The 16,327-nt window shown below is 45.9% G+C and carries 11 protein-coding genes; 4 read left to right on the forward strand and 7 right to left on the reverse strand.

Translation table 11 applies throughout. From position 1 onward, the window contains the following. Positions 1-22 precede the first annotated feature (22 nt). A complete protein-coding gene (locus IE070_RS06630) occupies positions 23-1,534 on the forward strand; it encodes an MFS transporter (protein WP_189481703.1) in 1,512 nt (503 codons plus the stop codon). Positions 1,535-1,722: 188 nt separating this feature from the next. Here the strand turns inward: IE070_RS06630 and IE070_RS06635 are convergent, their stop codons facing one another. Together IE070_RS06635 and IE070_RS06640 are read right to left on the reverse strand one after the other, a co-directional pair. Further along, positions 1,723-3,192 carry a hypothetical protein gene (locus IE070_RS06635; protein ID WP_189481704.1) on the reverse strand — a complete coding sequence of 490 codons (1,470 nt, stop codon included), beginning with the start codon at positions 3,190-3,192 and terminating at the stop codon, positions 1,723-1,725. 109 nt (positions 3,193-3,301) lie between these two features. Beyond that, positions 3,302-4,303, reverse strand: coding sequence for an NAD(P)H-quinone oxidoreductase (locus tag IE070_RS06640; RefSeq protein ID WP_189481706.1), 1,002 nt, complete (start codon positions 4,301-4,303; stop codon positions 3,302-3,304). A 95-nt stretch (positions 4,304-4,398) separates the two neighbouring features. Here IE070_RS06640 and IE070_RS06645 point away from each other — a divergent pair, with 95 nt between their 5' ends. After that, positions 4,399-5,604, forward strand: coding sequence for a class I SAM-dependent methyltransferase (locus IE070_RS06645; protein ID WP_189481708.1), 1,206 nt, complete (start codon positions 4,399-4,401; stop codon positions 5,602-5,604). 81 nt (positions 5,605-5,685) lie between these two features. Here IE070_RS06645 and IE070_RS06650 read toward each other — a convergent pair whose 3' ends face one another. From IE070_RS06650 to IE070_RS06665, 4 genes are all read right to left on the reverse strand, one after another. Beyond that, positions 5,686-5,985 (reverse strand): PilZ domain-containing protein, encoded by a 300-nt coding sequence (locus IE070_RS06650; RefSeq protein WP_189481710.1) that lies wholly within the window; start codon positions 5,983-5,985, stop codon positions 5,686-5,688. Between the two features lie 60 nt (positions 5,986-6,045). Next, the gene (hrpA, locus tag IE070_RS06655; protein ID WP_189481712.1) at positions 6,046-9,927 is read right to left on the reverse strand and encodes an ATP-dependent RNA helicase HrpA; all 3,882 of its coding nucleotides are present in this window, start codon (positions 9,925-9,927) and stop codon (positions 6,046-6,048) included. 76 nt (positions 9,928-10,003) lie between these two features. Continuing rightward, positions 10,004-10,423 carry a CBS domain-containing protein gene (locus IE070_RS06660; protein WP_189481714.1) on the reverse strand — a complete coding sequence of 140 codons (420 nt, stop codon included), beginning with the start codon at positions 10,421-10,423 and terminating at the stop codon, positions 10,004-10,006. 95 nt (positions 10,424-10,518) lie between these two features. Next, the gene (locus IE070_RS06665; RefSeq protein ID WP_373296932.1) at positions 10,519-11,511 is read right to left on the reverse strand and encodes an isoaspartyl peptidase/L-asparaginase family protein; all 993 of its coding nucleotides are present in this window, start codon (positions 11,509-11,511) and stop codon (positions 10,519-10,521) included. Between the two features lie 280 nt (positions 11,512-11,791). Here IE070_RS06665 and ggt point away from each other — a divergent pair, with 280 nt between their 5' ends. Beyond that, a complete protein-coding gene (ggt, locus tag IE070_RS06670) occupies positions 11,792-13,591 on the forward strand; it encodes a gamma-glutamyltransferase (protein ID WP_229796958.1) in 1,800 nt (599 codons plus the stop codon). A gap of 171 nt (positions 13,592-13,762) precedes the next feature. Then, positions 13,763-14,857 carry an extracellular catalytic domain type 2 short-chain-length polyhydroxyalkanoate depolymerase gene (locus IE070_RS06675; RefSeq protein ID WP_189481718.1) on the forward strand — a complete coding sequence of 365 codons (1,095 nt, stop codon included), beginning with the start codon at positions 13,763-13,765 and terminating at the stop codon, positions 14,855-14,857. A gap of 175 nt (positions 14,858-15,032) precedes the next feature. Here the strand turns inward: IE070_RS06675 and IE070_RS06680 are convergent, their stop codons facing one another. Then, complete coding sequence (locus tag IE070_RS06680; protein WP_189481720.1) at positions 15,033-16,268, reverse strand: class I SAM-dependent methyltransferase; 1,236 nt, start codon at positions 16,266-16,268, stop codon at positions 15,033-15,035. Between the last annotated feature and the right edge of the window lie 59 nt (positions 16,269-16,327).

The following is a 16,327-nucleotide window of genomic DNA, read 5'->3' on the forward strand; positions in this document are numbered from 1 at the left end:
ATTATTGTTAAGAGGTAAAAGGATGTCTTCACCATTTCGTAGTTTTTCGTCGCTGTTTTCTACCACCTTAATTATGGTGTTAGGCGCCGGCTTACTCACCACCTATCTGGCCTTGTCATTGGCCAGAGATGGCGTAGAACAACTGTGGATCGGTGGCATGATGTCCGCTTACTATTTTGGCTTAGTGGTGGGCTCTAAAGTCGGCCACCGTTTAATTGCCCGAGTAGGCCATATTCGATCCTTTGTGGCCAGCGCCGGTATTGTTACCGCATCGGCGTTGTGTCATGCATTGACCGAGAGTTTAGAACTTTGGCTATTTTTGCGGGTTGTTGTTGGCACAGGCATGATGTGCCAATATATGGTTTTGGAAAGTTGGCTAAACGAACAAGCTGAGAGTAATCAGCGCGGTACTGTATTTGCAGGCTATATGATTGTGTCCTATCTTGGGATGGTCGGTGGTCAAACCGTACTTTCATTTTTCCCAGAATTAGGCTTACAACCTTTACTGCTGGTAGGGATTTGTTATGCATTGTGTATCGTGCCGATCGCCTTAACACGCCGTATTCACCCGCAACCGTTACACCCTGCCCCGTTAAAAATTCTCACATTTTGGCGCAAAGTGCCACAGTCTTTAACCACGATTTTAATTGCAGGCGGTATCTCTGGTTCTTTTTATGGCCTAGCGCCCGCCTTTGCCGCGGGTACGGGGTTAAGCAATGCTGAAGTTGCGACCTTTATGTCGACAACTATTTTAGCGGGTTTACTGGCACAATGGCCTATGGGTAAGCTCTCAGATCGTATTCCACGCAGCAGGTTGCTACGCATTAATAGTGCGCTACTGGGCTTGTTGGTATTGGCCATATCCTTATTGCCATTAGCGGGTCCACTTTTGATTGGTGCCACATTTTGCTTCGGCATTTTAGCCTTTACGCTTTACCCCCTCGCCACCGCGCTGGCTAATCAAAATATTGAACAACCCGAGCGTGTCGCGTTATCGGCAACCATTTTACTGACCTTTGGCATAGGCGCGACCATAGGCCCATTAATTGCCTCCCTTGTGATGCAGTTACTTGGTAACAGTATGTTGTATCTGTATATGGCTGTATGCTGCTTCATCCTCTTTGTTCGACTTACTCGTGTAAACTATAACCAGAAAACAGCAAAAAAATTATTGGCGCAACAACATTCCTCAGATTATCAGCTGGCCTCTGGTGATTTAGTGTCTTCACCTTTAGCGGCTGCCTTGGATCCACGCGTCGATGAGGAATTAGTGCAACAACAAATGCGTGATGAGCCGGTTGTGGACACCGCTTCGCCAGATAGCACTGATGGACCTTATCAAAGCCCTAATACGAAATACGGAAATGAATTCAACACGGAACACCGTGCAGAGCCGTCATCAACAACAGAATCATCTACCGGCACTCTCCAAGAAACCGTACCTGATCATATCGCCACGGAGCACGCTGCAGAAAACGCGTCTGAGAACGCGCCAGTAGAGCCAGATATTTCGCTTCAAGACAAAAAGCCATAACAGCAACCCAAAAAAACAGGGCGGTTAAGTTAGCACACTTAAGTAAGTCAGCAGACTTAAACGCCCTTGTGCCCTGTTTACCCGCAATCCGGTTTTCAGCGTCTTAGCGCATTGCTAGCAAACTGGGTGAACTAGACACTGGCTGTAAAAAGAACTGAACACTCTACACAGCCAGTTACGACGTAAAATCAGTTTTGCAGCGTCACTGCTTTATTCCATAAGTTTTGATTTTTTTGATTTAAAAAATAATCGTTGGGGTGCCAAGAACGGGGAATAAGTGGCGAAGACATTCGCTCTTCAAAGTTATAAACCAATTTTCGTAAAATCTCTAATAAGCGCTCTTCGGGTACGATCTCTAATTTACGGCGCGCCTGCGGAAAGTACAAATTATTCTCCACACTCAAAACACAGCCACGGGCCGATGCTTGATACGTTAAGCTATAGGTCACGATACGACAGAGCGCTTTTTTAAATTCAGGCGGATATAACCCGGTCACAATAGCGTACTCGTAACGTTCCATATCGTTGCCGTCAGAATCTTTGGGAATATAAGGAATACCAAACCCCTGCGGAAACATCCCCACAATTTTTAAAAAAGCGTCGACACTTTGCTGGCTTAGGCGCCCCAATTCGGCACTTTTTTCAAGCGCTAAGGCCGCTTTGGGTAAGTCTTCATAATTATAATTATGCTTAGTAGAAAGCACCATGGCGGTATAAACTTGAGGGATTTTCAAGACATTCCCGATACCATGCTGCGGCTTAGCGGCCTGTTTTAGCAATAATAACAGTAATTCACGTTTTTCTAGCTCAGATTGTAAAAACCGATCACGTTCTTCTTTATCGCGGCCCATATACCGCCCGGTAGCCAAGGCTTGTTGCACATAGTTGATCGACTCACTGTAGCTGGTTTGCAAAAACGTGATACGTTCATCCGCCTCTAATTCACGGAACTCATCAAAATTGCCTTCAGGGCCTTTTAAAATAGCTTGGCAAATAGGATGGCAACGGCCAATATCCTGCAAGATAGCCGCCATTAATACCGGTACATGCACATCATCACGATATGGATGGTATGGAGTCTCATCACTGTAAGGTAACGTCTTACTTTCTTCGTAACGAGCCATAATAAAAGGATGATCGACTAACCCATCCATAACCAGTCGATCTAATAGACGCACACTTAATACAGCTTTGTACAAATGACGGGCTTTTTGGTTTTCTTTGGTGATATGTTTACCACGGGTGGGACAAATGAGTTGAATGGTTCCCAGCATTTTGGCCGAGTACGTATTGGTCTCAGCAAAACTATCACCTTGACATAACGATAAAATATCACGGCAAAGCTGCTGTAAGTCCATGTAACGCTGGTATTTCTCTTCTTCAATCTTGTCTTCAAAGCTCTTATGCAGCGTTTCCGCTTGCTTTAAATGGCGACTGATCCCTGATTGTTCGCTTTTTTTGGATTGTTGCTGACGGTTCTCAAATAAAAAAACTTGCTGCTCAAGCTCCGCTTTTTGCTGTTGCCGTTCCTCTAGTCCAGCAAACCAATGCACCGCCTGTTCATACAGTGAATCTTGTAAAGGACTGTTATGATAAATACGTTCAATAAGACGTTGAATGACTTTTGCATAAGCGGCTTTACCGAAACTTAATGCCATACTGTTTAATATCCTTTATCAAAAACAGTCTAAAAACCGTTACTAACACGACAAGAAGTGGTCAGGAATGGCGTAATTGTCAAAGCCCCTACCCCACGAAAATCTGGATCTAAAAACACAACACGAGTTTACCAATAGTATTATTACTGCTGAGTAACGCATGCGCAGCCTCGACGTCACTGGCAGCAAAAGTGGCATGTAACACCGGCTGTAGCGTTTTGGCCTGCAGTGCGCTGGAAAAATCACGCATAAAATCGGCAGTTAACTGTTGTTTATACGCTCGATCACGGTTACGAAGTGTTGAAAACAAAAGGTGCCCACGTTTTTGAAACAACCCCGCTAAATCAAATTCTTTAATCATGCGTCCACCCATCATGGCGTACACAATTATTTTTCCATCCAATGCCAGTAAACGGGTATTTGCTACTAAATAACTGCCTGCTACCGGATCTAAGATCAGATCACACCCTGTTGGCCAATGTTGATGCAATTGCGCTGCAAAATCGTCTTCACGATAATTAATCGCAATATCTGCGCCTAATGCTAAACATGCAGCAGCTTTAACGTCAGATCCCACGGTGACAGCAACCTGTAAGCCTTTGGCTTTAGCCAGCATAATTGCTGAGGTACCCACGCCACTGGCGCCAGCGTGTAACAGTACGCGTTGCCCAGCACTGGCTTGTCCTATCGTAAACAGTAATTGATAGGCCGTTAAAAACGTTTCTGCCGTTGCCGCAGCCTGAGCCATTGACCATCCACTTGGCACATTTATCGCTTGTGATGCCGGTAGAATGACATACTCTGCGTAACCACCGCCATTTACTAAGCCAAATTTTGCTTGGCCAAGGTGTTCTGCCAAGGAGGCATCCCCCACCGCAACCACAATACCGGACGCTTCAAGGCCTAAAATATCACTATCGCCTTTAGGTGCGGGATAGCGTCCTTGGCGCTGCATTAAATCGGCGCGATTAATGCCCGCTGCTGCCGTCTTTAATAATAATTGACCAGGGGCAGGTTTTGGAACAGGTACAGTTTGCCAAGCTAATTGGCTACTTTTACCAGGATTAATGACCTGAACAGCTTGCATCACATCTGGAATTGTAAAATTCATACGGCTCCACACCGACTTTCTAACGAATTTACTTTAGCTTTGTCGGGCTCTTCTCTAAAATGCGGACTTTAGTCTAGCACAGCGTATTTCATAACATGAACAAAAGCATTACTCTCCCTGCCATCATTTTACAAGAAGGGCGTGAAAAAGCCTTAAATCGCCGCCATCCTTGGCTGTTTTCAAATGCTATTGATAAGGTATTAAACACGCCTAATCGTGGCGATACGGTTGAGGTGTTAAGCAGTAAAGGGCAATGGCTTGCCCGCGCCGCCTACTCACCGAGCTCGCAGATCCGTGCGCGTATTTGGACCTATGATCAGGCCGAGCAAATCGATTTAGCGTTTTTTATTCGTAAAATTGAGCGGGCTTGGCAATTACGGTTAAGTTTATTTAATCCCAGTCAAACCGATGGCCTACGTGTTATTGCGGCAGAGTCAGACGATCTTCCTGGGATCACCATCGATAAATATCAGACCGTATTAGTAGTACAATTGCTCTCTGCAGGTGCTGATGCAAAACGGACGCTGATTGTTAAGGCATTACAACACGTTTTTCCTGAGCACAGTATTTTTGAACGTTCAGATGTTGATGTCCGTAAAAAAGAAGGACTTCCCTTAGTGACTGGCTGGCTGTACGCAGCGCAAACGCACGGAGAAGTCTTTATTAAAGAACATGGCATGCAATTACTGGTCGATGTAATACAAGGGCATAAAACCGGCTTTTATCTTGATCAACGCGCCAGTCGTGCCGCCGTAAGGCGTTTTGCGCAAGATGCTGAGATATTAAATTGTTTTAGCTATACCGGTACCTTTGCCGTGGCAGCCCTAGCGGGAGGCGCCAAACATGTCACCAACGTAGATATGTCAGAACTTGCGCTTGCCACCGCTACGCGCAACGCTGAGCTTAACCAGCTAGATTTAAGCAAAATAACCAATATCAAAGCTGATGTGTTTAAATTGCTTCGTCAATATCAAGAACAAGGCAAAATGTTTGATCTCATCATTTTAGATCCACCAAAATTTGTCGAAAACAGATCTCAGCTGAATAGTGCCTGTCGAGGCTATAAGGATATTAATCGACTGGCCATGCAATTAGTCAAACCAGGTGGCCTATTGTTTACCTTTTCTTGTTCGGGATTAATGGAAGAAGGGTTATTTCACAAAGTGGTGGCAGATGCCGCTTTGGATGCACAGCGGAATTGTTTATTTATAGAACGCTTACAGCAAGACAGTGATCATCCTGTTGCCAGTTTTTTCCCGGAAGGCCATTACCTTAAAGGATTAATTTGTAAAATTTACTAAGCTTAAACCATTAAAAACCCCACGCTAATAACCGTTAACGTGGGGGTTTTTATTACGCTAGCGAGTTTATTTACCCGCGTGTTAATTTAATTCAATAAACGCCAAACCCAAGTTATAAACGTCTTCACTTTCTTGGCTACAACGCATTACTTTCGCCGTTGCGTCAAGCGGTGCAACACTGGCGTTTGGTGATTCCAGTCGAACACGAATTAACGTACCCATTTCTAGCGGCTCATCCACCTCAACCGCCATACCCGAGGCACTGAGATCACGACAGATACCATCAACAACCCGCGCGGCTTCTGGATCATTAATCATTAACTTTACATCAGCATTGACCATCATCCGATAAAAATGCCGATTATCACTTCTGTTTAACATCGTTTTACCCTCAGTGCCCTTTTCTCTATCTTAGCAAGGTCTACAAATGCTGCAACAAGATTATTTCAACTCCTGTACCGCATGAATAATTCGCTTTAATGAGATGGGATAAGGCGTACCCAATTGCTGTGCATGTTGCGACACTTTTAATTCTTGCAACATCCAGCTAATGGCCACTACGGCATCGGGTAATGGTTGCCCTGCAAACTTGCCTAACAACTGCGCATAGGCGGTTTGCGCTTTCTCATATTCATGCATTAACAATCGATCACGATTGGGATCGACCGGTAATTTCTCTAACCGTTTTAGCATCGCGGCTAAGTAACGCTGAATATCCTCTAATTTATCCGCCCCATGCGTACTCACAAAACCTTTAAAAATAAGCTGCTCTAGCTGCGACTTTACATCGGCCTGTGCTTGAAAATGGGCTAAGTCTACCTTACCTTTTAAACGTTTTTGGATGTCATGATATAGCGTTAAAATACGCTCTACGTTTAATGCTATTTGGCGTACCTGCTCACCCAAGTCTGCGCGGAGTATCTCTCGTACCTGATTAAATTTCGTCGCATCCTGTACCGGCAAGTATGCATAAATAATGGCATCGGTGGCAGCAGCGATACAATCATCAATCAGATCCAATACCTTGCCAAAAGGATTAAAGTACAACCCAAGTTTAGCTTTGTTCGGTAAAGATTCTTGTAGATACTTCACCGGAGAAGGCACATTTAACAGGAGTAAACGTCGTAATCCCTTAATATGAGCGTGTGCTGCGCGTTGTGGATTGTCCAAAAGTCTGATGGCAACACTTTGTCCTTCATCAACTAACGCCGGGAATGCTTTGATTTCAAAGCCCGCTTGTAACTTGATGTATTCTTGCGGCAATGGCCCAAATGTCCATTCCGTTAACGCAGTCTGTTCAATTCCCTGCTCAGCAACTTCGCTCAAACTTTGTTGTACTTCCCCTTGTAACTGCTGTTTCAATAATGCCAGTGAACGTCCTTGCGCAACGAGCTTTTGCGCATCCACTATTTTAAAGTTCATTCGCAAATGTGCAGGTAAACTGGTTAAGTCCCAGGCATCTTCTGGGATAGTCACTCCCGACATCCGTTTTAACTTCGTGCTGACAACACTCAATAAGCTGTCATCGCTTGGTACCAAGCTTTGCAGTAAGGCATCAGCATAATTGGGCGCTGGCACAAAATTACGTCGATATTGTTTGGGTAACGATTTAATCAGTGCCACTAATAATTCATGGCGCAGCGCTGGGATCTGCCAATCAAAACCGTGATCATTAAGCTGATTTAACAAGGCGAGCGGGATCACAACACTGACGCCATCGTCTGGCTCGCCTGGGGCAAAGTGATATTCAAGCGGCAGGGTTAAATTACCTTGTTGCCATGTTTCCGGAAATTTAGCGGCAGTGATATCTGAGGCATCACGCTGATATAAGGCTTCAGGATCAAAATTTAAAAAAGACGCATCGTGTTGACGTTGTTTTTTCCACCATTTACTAAAATCGATACGATTATTCGCCCACAGCGGTATACGCTCGGCATAAAAAGCAGCAAGGGCGTCATCATCAATTAAAATATCACGGCGTCGCGATTTTTCTTCAAGATCTTGTACTTGGGCAATTAATCGTTGATTGTGCGCTAAAAAGGCTTCATCAAGACCAAGCTCGCCGTTAACTAACGCTTCACGTATAAAAATATGCTGCGAAACGGCTTCATCAATTTTGCTATACAGCACGGGCCGTTTGCCCACAATAATGACACCATATAACGAGACTTGTTCAAAGGCGACGACGGCGCCTTTTTTCTTTTCCCAATGCGGCTCACTATAACTGCGGTTCACCAAATGTTGTGCCAGCGGCTCGATCCATTCAGGCTCTATTTTTGCAAGCGTACGCGCATACAAACGGCTGGTTTCGACCCACTCAGCGGCCATTACCCATTTGGGTTTACGCTTAAATAAATGGCTACCAGGGAATGCATAAAACCGAGTTTGTCGTGGACCTAGATAATCCGCGTCACTGTCACGACAGCCTATTTGCCCCAACAAACCACTTAACAGTGCACTGTGTAAGGCTTGATAACCGGCAGCCTGTGGATTTATCCGCAATTGCTGTTCTTGCGCTAACTGCGTCAGTTGTGCGACTAAATCTTGCCATTCTCGTACGCGTAAATAGTTAAGGCACTCTAACTTGCACAGGCGTCTAAACTGATTATTACTTAATGCATCTTGTTGTTGCTGTAAGTAATCCCATAGTTTTAACCAACTGGCAAAATCAGAATCCAGATCGGCAAAACGTGCATGCAACTCATCGGCTTTTTGCTGTTTATCTAAAGGTCGTTCCCGTGGATCTTGAATAGACAACGCGGCAACAATCACTATCGCTTCTTTCAGCGCGCCCATGTCACTTGCCGCAATGACCATCCGCGCTAAACGCGGATCAATAGGTAACCGCGATAATTGACGCCCCAACGGCGTTAATTGTAAGGCTTGCTGACCGCGTAGCTGTGCTACCGCACCCAATTCTTCTAATAGTTTAATACCATCATTAACAAAGCGACTATCGGGTTTCTGTAAGAACGGAAAGGCCGCAATATCCCCCAACCCCAGCGCCAACATTTGCATAATAACCGAGGCTAAGTTGGTTCTTAATATTTCAGGATCGGTAAACTCGGGTCGGCCTAAAAAATCTTCCTCGCTGTAGAGCCTAATACAAATCCCCGCCGCCACCCGGCCACAACGTCCTTTACGTTGATTGGCACTGGCTTGACTAATTGCCTCAATCGGCAGTTGCTGCACCTTAGAGCGGTAACTATACCGGGATAAACGCGCCGTCCCTGGATCAATTACATAGCGAATACCCGGCACTGTAAGCGAGGTTTCGGCCACATTCGTTGCTAATACTATGCGTCGTCCGGCATGACTTTGGAAAATGCGGTTTTGTTCTGCGGCACTTAATCGCGCATACAATGGTAGTACCTCTGTATGAGGTAGTTTAAGTTTCTCCAATGCATCGGCCGTGTCGCGGATTTCTCGCTCACCATTTAAGAAAATTAAAATGTCGCCTGGTGGCTCGCGATACAGCTCATCGACCGCATCAAAAATACCTTGTAATTGATCGCTATCTTTATCGTCTAACTCGCTGTAAGGACGATAACGGGTTTCTACCGGAAACGTACGCCCAGACACTTCCACAATGGGCGCATCAAAAAAGTGTTTTGAAAAACGCTCAGGATCAATGGTCGCTGAAGTAATAATTACTTTTAAATCGGGTCGTTTTGGCAAAAGCTGCTTTAAGTAGCCCAACAGGAAATCAATATTGAGGCTACGTTCGTGCGCTTCATCAATAATCAAGGTGTCGTACTGATTTAAAAACTTATCCTGCTGCATTTCGGTCAGCAAAATGCCGTCGGTCATCAGTTTTACTAGCGTCTGCTGGTTCGTATGATCGCCAAAGCGGATTTTATAACCTACTTGCTGCCCAACTTGGCAATTTAACTCTTCGGCTAATCGCGCGCACACACTGCGTGCGGCTAAACGCCGCGGTTGCGTATGCCCAATAGTGCCCGCCACCCCGCGACCTAACTCTAAACAAATTTTTGGAATTTGCGTCGTTTTACCCGATCCGGTTTCACCCGCGATAATCACCACCTGGTGGGCCGCTATAGCCGCTTTAATATCGTCTTTTTTGGCCACTACCGGCAGCTCAGCCGGGTAATTAAGGCGAGGTACCGCTTGCTGTCGGGTTTGCCTTAACGTTATCGAACGCTCAAACTCAAGTGCTATGCGTTGTAATTGTTCCACTTGAACGGCGTCTTGCAGTGTTTTCACTTTAGCCAGTTTTCGGCGCAGCCGAAATTGATCCTGAAGCAAGCAAGCAGATAATGTGTTGTAGAGTTCGTTTAACGATAAAGGTGCTGCAGCAGACAAAATAACGCCCTCGGTTTTCAGAGGGCGCAATGCTACCAAGTAATCTTGGTCTAAATCTAGTGTTATTCGGCGCGGGTTAGCCTACTTTGCCGTAATGAGAGTGTAGTTCTTTGTCAATGGCTGCTAACACGTCTGTACGGGTGATAATTCCCACTAAATACCCATTATCATCCACAACCGGATACACCTTAGGCTTTGCCGCTAACATGATTTGCGCCAAATCAATAATGCCATCATACGCTTTAACAGTAAGGACTTCTTGACGCATCACATCTGCCACGCTAGCGGATTGTTGATCATGATAGGTCGACATTAACATCCGCGCTAAACAATCTTGTTCAGAAAGAAACCCAATAATTTTACGCTCAGCATCGATAACCGGCCCGCCCGTTTGTCGTCCTTTTATTAAACGATCAACCGCCATTTCCACCGGCATATCCGCGTCAAAGGTTACCGGATGGCGATTCATATAATCAGCAACTTTGAGTAAATCCATATTTTTTCTCCACTAAGTCATCATATTAAGCATAGCCTAGTCGAAAAAAATTGCTGCTTACCATTACATTAAAAAAGCAAAATAAAATAACAGCATTATCTAGCAAATATCTCTACCTTAAGCGGGGTGTTTGCCCCCAACATGGCGCGATACATCCCTTCGGTATTAAAGGCCCAACTTAATGCACCCGCTGCATCAACCACAATTACGCCCCCCGTTCCCCCTACCTGCGCTAATTCGCTCATTACCGCGTCAGCCGCCTGTGCAGCAGATTGCCCCTGGTATTTTACCCGGGCACAAATGTCGCTAGCCACTTGATAACGAATAAAATACTCGCCATGCCCCGTTGCCGAAACCGCACAACTGCTATTGTCGGCAAAATTACCCGCACCAATCACCGGCGCATCACCAATACGCCCATAGCGTTTTGCCGTCATCCCCCCGGTGGAGGTCGCGGCAGCAAGATTGCCCGCCTGATCAATTGCCACTGCGCCCACGGTGCCCATACGCCACACCGGATCAAAAGGGATCTTGGCTTGATGCGGCTGCGGGGCTAACGCTTGTTTCGCCCGCTTTAACGCGTCATAACGAAAGGGAGTATTAAAATAGGTATTATCTACCCGAGCAAGCTTAAGTGTATCCGCAAACGCCTCTGCACCTGCACCCGCTAACATCACATGTTCAGATTGCTCCATCACCGCCCGCGCCAAAAGAATAGGATTTTTAATGGTCGTTACGCCTGCAACAGCACCCGCATTGCGATCTTGCCCTTGCATAATAGAGGCATCTAATTCATGCGTTTCATCAAAGGTATACACCGCACCTTTGCCGGCATTAAACAATGGCGAATCTTCAAGAACGATGACGGCTTGCGTTACCGCGTCAAGACTACTTCCACCTTGCTGCAATACCTTATAACCCGTTTCAATGGCTAAGGTTAACGCCGCTTCATAAGCTTGCTGCTGACTGGCGCTCATCTGCGCTTGATTGATGGTACCGGCACCACCATGGATAACTATGCCAATCGGCGGCCTATCAGGTGTCTTGGTATGGTCTTGAACAGCAATAGCACTGCTGCTAATTGCCATGAGTAATAGGATTGCACATCTGTGTTTCATGACTCACTCCCTGCAGAGGTAAAGTAAATAGCGGAACGTGTTTATTTCGATGTTTATTGTATTGTTACGTTAGCCCGCGTAATGAAGCAAGCCTATTTAACGGCGTTGGGCTCAGTGGTAGGTTTCTTGCGTCCAGCATTCCATCATTTTGAAAACGCGTATCCCCTCATGGCTTACTTTTGATAGGAATTACGCAAACACAATGTTATGTTTTACCCCATCGGTGCGAACAACAAAATGGAGATGTGTAATGCCCGCTTTAACTCGACCTGCTATAACCGTAATGATGTTATTCGCGCTGCCTTTGAGCACCTCTCTGTTTGCTGATAGTTTATCCACAGATAATCTAGCCATAAATAATCTAACCACAAATAATCTGACTACAAGCACTCCCCTCACAGAAAATAATCACATAAAGAAAAATCTGCCACACCCTACGCCGACAACGCGAACGCCATTGCATGCTGGCGCTGTCGCTAGCCCAGATCGCTATGGTGCCGAGGTAGCCGCCAGCGTATTGCAACAAGGTGGCAACGCCGTAGATGCAGCCATTGCGACAGCGTTCGCGCTTGCTGTCACCTATCCAGAGGCTGGCAATATTGGGGGTGGCGGGTTTATGACGCTGTGGTTTAATGGTAAAGCGTATTTTTTAGATTATCGTGAAATGGCGCCAGCCAAAGCTCATCGTGATATGTATTTAAATCATGAAGGCGAAGTGATTGATGATTTGAGTTTAATTGGTCATCTCGCTTCAGGTGTCCCCGGAACGGTTATGGGGCTGTGGCAGGCCCATCAATTATTTGGAAGCAAACCTTGGGCAGAATTAATCGCACCTGCGATAACCTTAGCGGCTGATGGCTACCAAGTGCCTGATAAGGCTTATCTATACGATAATAATGTTCTGCAGCGCTTTGCCAACAAAACGAATTTTGCCACCTATTTTGGCCAGATGCGTGCCGGCGAACGCTTTAAACAACCTGAATTAGCAGCGACCTTAAAACGTATCGCTGCGCATGGACCTACTGATTTTTATCAAGGCGAAACCGCGCAACTATTATTAGCAGAAATGCAGCGTGGTAACGGCTTAATCAGTGCAGATGATTTACGTAATTATCGTGCCGTTTGGCGTAACCCCTTAATCACCCGCTGGCGCGATATGCAAATTATCACTGTTGCACCGCCTAGTTCAGGTGGCATTGCATTAAATCAGTTACTGGCCTTAAAAGAACACAACGCACACTATTTTAAAGATATTCCGCACAATTCGGCGCAATATGTCCATTTAATTGCTGAAATTGAAAAGCGGGTTTTTGCCGATCGCGCCGATTACTTAGGCGATCCTGATTTTACTGCCGTACCTGAGCAGGCCTTACTTGATCCCGCGTATTTACAGCGACGCGCCAAAGAAATTAATCCTAGTGCCATTTCAACCACCGCTGATGTAAAACCGGGCCTAGAATCTGAGCAAACCACCCATTTTTCGATTGTGGATAAAGCAGGTAATGCAGTATCAAATACCTATACCTTAAACTTAGATTATGGCAGTGGCGTGGTGGTTACCGGCGCGGGCTTTTTATTAAATAACGAGATGGATGACTTTTCTGCTAAAGCCGGTGTACCCAATGCGTTTGGTGTCATCGGCAGCGACGCCAACGCTATCGCACCTGGAAAACGGATGCTATCGTCAATGACCCCCACCATTTTATTAAAAGATCAGCACTTAGCACTGGTCATTGGTACGCCTGGGGGATCCACCATTTTTACCAGTATTTTTCAGGTTTTAAATAATTTATATGACTTTAACATGTCGCCGCAAGAGGCGGTAAGTGCGCCACGGTTTCATCATCAACTCTTGCCACAAGATCAAATTCGTATAGAACCTTATGCCAATTTAGCCCGCGCCGTTCAGCAACAACTCCGTGAGCGTGGCTATCATCTGCACGATCCCAATTGGAATTTAGGGGATGTGCAATTAATTAAAATCGACAATGGGCATCCGATCCCAGCAACCGATCCACGCGGCCGCGGTGTGGCCTTAACAGTAAAGTGAAGGGGTGTCAAAATGAATACCCCCGTGACGTCACTACGCTCTGATCACGGGGTTTTCTCGGCATGTTTCGATAAAGCCGATGCAAACGGAAGCCTGACTGTACTAAAGCGCTATTGCGCGCCTACAGCCCCCGTCGCATAGTAACGTAAAATGAATCTTCATGAGTAAATTATGGCTATCCAATCCAATACGCAAACTTATCCCAAAAATCATAAAAAGCGTCGTGCCGCCCATAGCTACGCGCCGCAATGGGTAACGGCCACCTTTTTCAGCACCCTCTTATTCTCTGGTTTAATACATAGCAGCCTGGCGCTAAGCCAAACAAGTGAATCAACCGAACAAACCCAAACCGCGGCGTTACCGGCCCTAAACTTAGCCAAGCACATTACCTTATCGGGTGTCTCCTCGGGTGCCTATATGGCGGGGCAATACCATCAGGCGTTTGCTGAGCACGTTAGCGGTGTAGCGATGCTTGCAGCAGGTCCGGTGTATTGTGCACAAGGAGATCTTCGCCAAGCGCTTGGCCACTGTATGGCGAATCCTCAAGCTCAACCTGATTTGGCGGCAATTGAACAGGCTTTGGAAACATTAAGGGCTAAAGGGTTACTCGCACCGCTTAGCGCAATAACGAAAAGTCGGGTGTGGATTTTCAGTGGCACGGCCGATCAAACGGTTTTACCCCAAGTCAGTGCCGCTTTAGCAGCACAATATGCACAGTGGTTACCTGCAGAGCAATTGGCTTATATTAATGATCAGCCTTTTGCACATCATTTCCCGACGGATACCGCAAATTTAACCCCTTGCGATCAGTCAGTCGCCCCCTTTATTGGCAGTTGCCAATATGATGCTGCCGGTAAGCTTCTGAGCTATTTACTTAATAAACCTGTAACGCGCGCGAGCGCGCCAACGGGTCAGCTTTATCGTATTAATCAACATCAATTAGCGCCAAGCAGCAAAGCACAATTAGCAGAACACGGTTACGCCTATATCCCTGCTGCTTGTGCCCAAGGCGCAGCCTGTGAGTTACACGTCAGTTTTCATGGTTGTCGCCAAGACGCTAGCCAAATCGGTGAGCAGTATGTGCGGCGCACAGGGTTAAATGCTTACGCCGATGCGAATCAACTGGTGATATTATATCCGCAAGTAGAAAAAAGCGCGTTTAACCCTATGGGCTGTTGGGATTGGTGGGGCTATAGCGGTGCAGACTACCTAAGCAAAGAGGGAAAACAATTACAAGCAGTAAACCAGCTGATCGAAGCACTGTGACGCTGTAACTGGCGACAATCGACACTATCGATGTTCGCCTAAACGGTTAAGCAACTTTACTGTTGAATAACGGTTAGGCTTTACGCCACTGCACGGCATAACCTTACAATTTTGCCGTGCAAGTTAAACACCTGTCGTTATTACACTCTTAAAGTCACTATTGAAACGTCACACCTTACTCGGCTGCAGTCTCCAACAGTTGTTCTAAGCAATGTTCGGTAATGCCATAAAATTGCTTTAATGCTTGGATCTGCTGCAAGATCGCACGATTATCTTTCGCCGTTTTACGTTTGGTCGCCAAAATCATTTTGTTTTTGCTGGTGTGTTCCAACGAAATAAACTCAAACACCTTTGTCTCGTAGCCATGCGCTTCTAACAATAAGGCTCGCAAACTGTCTGTTAACATCTCGGCTTCTTGCCCTAAGTGAATACCGTGCACTAGCATGGGCGCTAATACCGCTGGCAAGTGTACTTGCGGGCGAATTTGCTTATGACAACATGGCGAGCACATAATGATCTCTGCCCCAGTGCGGATCCCCATGTGTAAAGCATAATCGGTCGCCGTATCGCAAGCATGCAATGCCACCATCACATTAATGCCGCGTGCTTTGAAATGCTTTACATCACCCTGTTCAAAATGTAAGCCCGTTAAAGCCAGTTTAGCTGCCGTATCATTACATAAATCAACAAGATGCTGACGAAGCTCTACCCCAGTCACTTGCACAGCTACGCCAAGGGTTTGCGTAAAATAATCATGCATCGCAAAGGTTAAATAGGCTTTACCCGAGCCAAAATCGGCAACATGCAATTGCTCACGATGCATGATGCCAGTCTCTTTTACTGCATTAGCTAAAATTTCAATAAATTTATTAATTTGCTTCCATTTATTCGACATAGCAGGAATCAGCTGTTGCTGCTGATCGGTGATCCCAAGTGCTGTTAAAAAAGGCCGCGTTTGCTCAACAAAGCGCTGTTTTTGCCGATTATGAGCTGCCGCTTCAGGGGTGCTTACCTGCGTTGCTAACACCTTACAATGGAGCAGATATTTGCCTTTTTTACTTTGGCTAAGTTGACAATCTTGGCTACGGGTTTGTAAGTTTGCTTGTTTGAATCCTTGCTGTAATAACGCAATGAAAACCGACACAGCGTCTTCAGCAGTAAGGTTTTTCGTCACATGTTGCGTTTTATAATGATACACACAGCGCAATTGCCACTGAGCTTTTAACAGCACAGGACTAACCTCGACTCGCTGCAATGCAGGCTCATTACCTTGATATTTACTCAGTGTTAGTTTAACCAAATGTTGCTGCGTTACCGCATCCGCTAATAACACCCTAAATTGTTGCCACGTAGCTTGTGCTGGCTCTAACGCAAGCGTATCCGTAGAAGTGAGAGAATGTGATGTTGGCATAACCTATTTATCCGGCTGTGTTAGTGTCATATTAAGCTGCAATGGTTTAACGTACATGA

The organism is Alishewanella tabrizica (genome assembly GCF_014652375.1).
GTDB classification, from domain to species: domain Bacteria; phylum Pseudomonadota; class Gammaproteobacteria; order Enterobacterales; family Alteromonadaceae; genus Alishewanella; species Alishewanella tabrizica.

Excerpts from the sequence above, each read along its gene's own strand:
- IE070_RS06630 (WP_189481703.1), top strand. The coding sequence starts at position 23 with ATGTCTTCACCATTTCGTAGTTTTTCGTCGCTGTTTTCTACCACCTTA.
- IE070_RS06635 (WP_189481704.1), bottom strand. The coding sequence starts at position 3,192 with ATGGCATTAAGTTTCGGTAAAGCCGCTTATGCAAAAGTCATTCAACGT.
- IE070_RS06640 (WP_189481706.1), bottom strand. The coding sequence starts at position 4,303 with ATGAATTTTACAATTCCAGATGTGATGCAAGCTGTTCAGGTCATTAAT.
- IE070_RS06645 (WP_189481708.1), top strand. The coding sequence starts at position 4,399 with ATGAACAAAAGCATTACTCTCCCTGCCATCATTTTACAAGAAGGGCGT.
- IE070_RS06650 (WP_189481710.1), bottom strand. The coding sequence starts at position 5,985 with ATGTTAAACAGAAGTGATAATCGGCATTTTTATCGGATGATGGTCAAT.
- IE070_RS06660 (WP_189481714.1), bottom strand. The coding sequence starts at position 10,423 with ATGGATTTACTCAAAGTTGCTGATTATATGAATCGCCATCCGGTAACC.
- IE070_RS06665 (WP_373296932.1), bottom strand. The coding sequence starts at position 11,511 with ATGGCAATTAGCAGCAGTGCTATTGCTGTTCAAGACCATACCAAGACA.
- ggt (WP_229796958.1), top strand. The coding sequence starts at position 11,792 with ATGCCCGCTTTAACTCGACCTGCTATAACCGTAATGATGTTATTCGCG.
- IE070_RS06675 (WP_189481718.1), top strand. The coding sequence starts at position 13,763 with ATGGCTATCCAATCCAATACGCAAACTTATCCCAAAAATCATAAAAAG.
- IE070_RS06680 (WP_189481720.1), bottom strand. The coding sequence starts at position 16,268 with ATGCCAACATCACATTCTCTCACTTCTACGGATACGCTTGCGTTAGAG.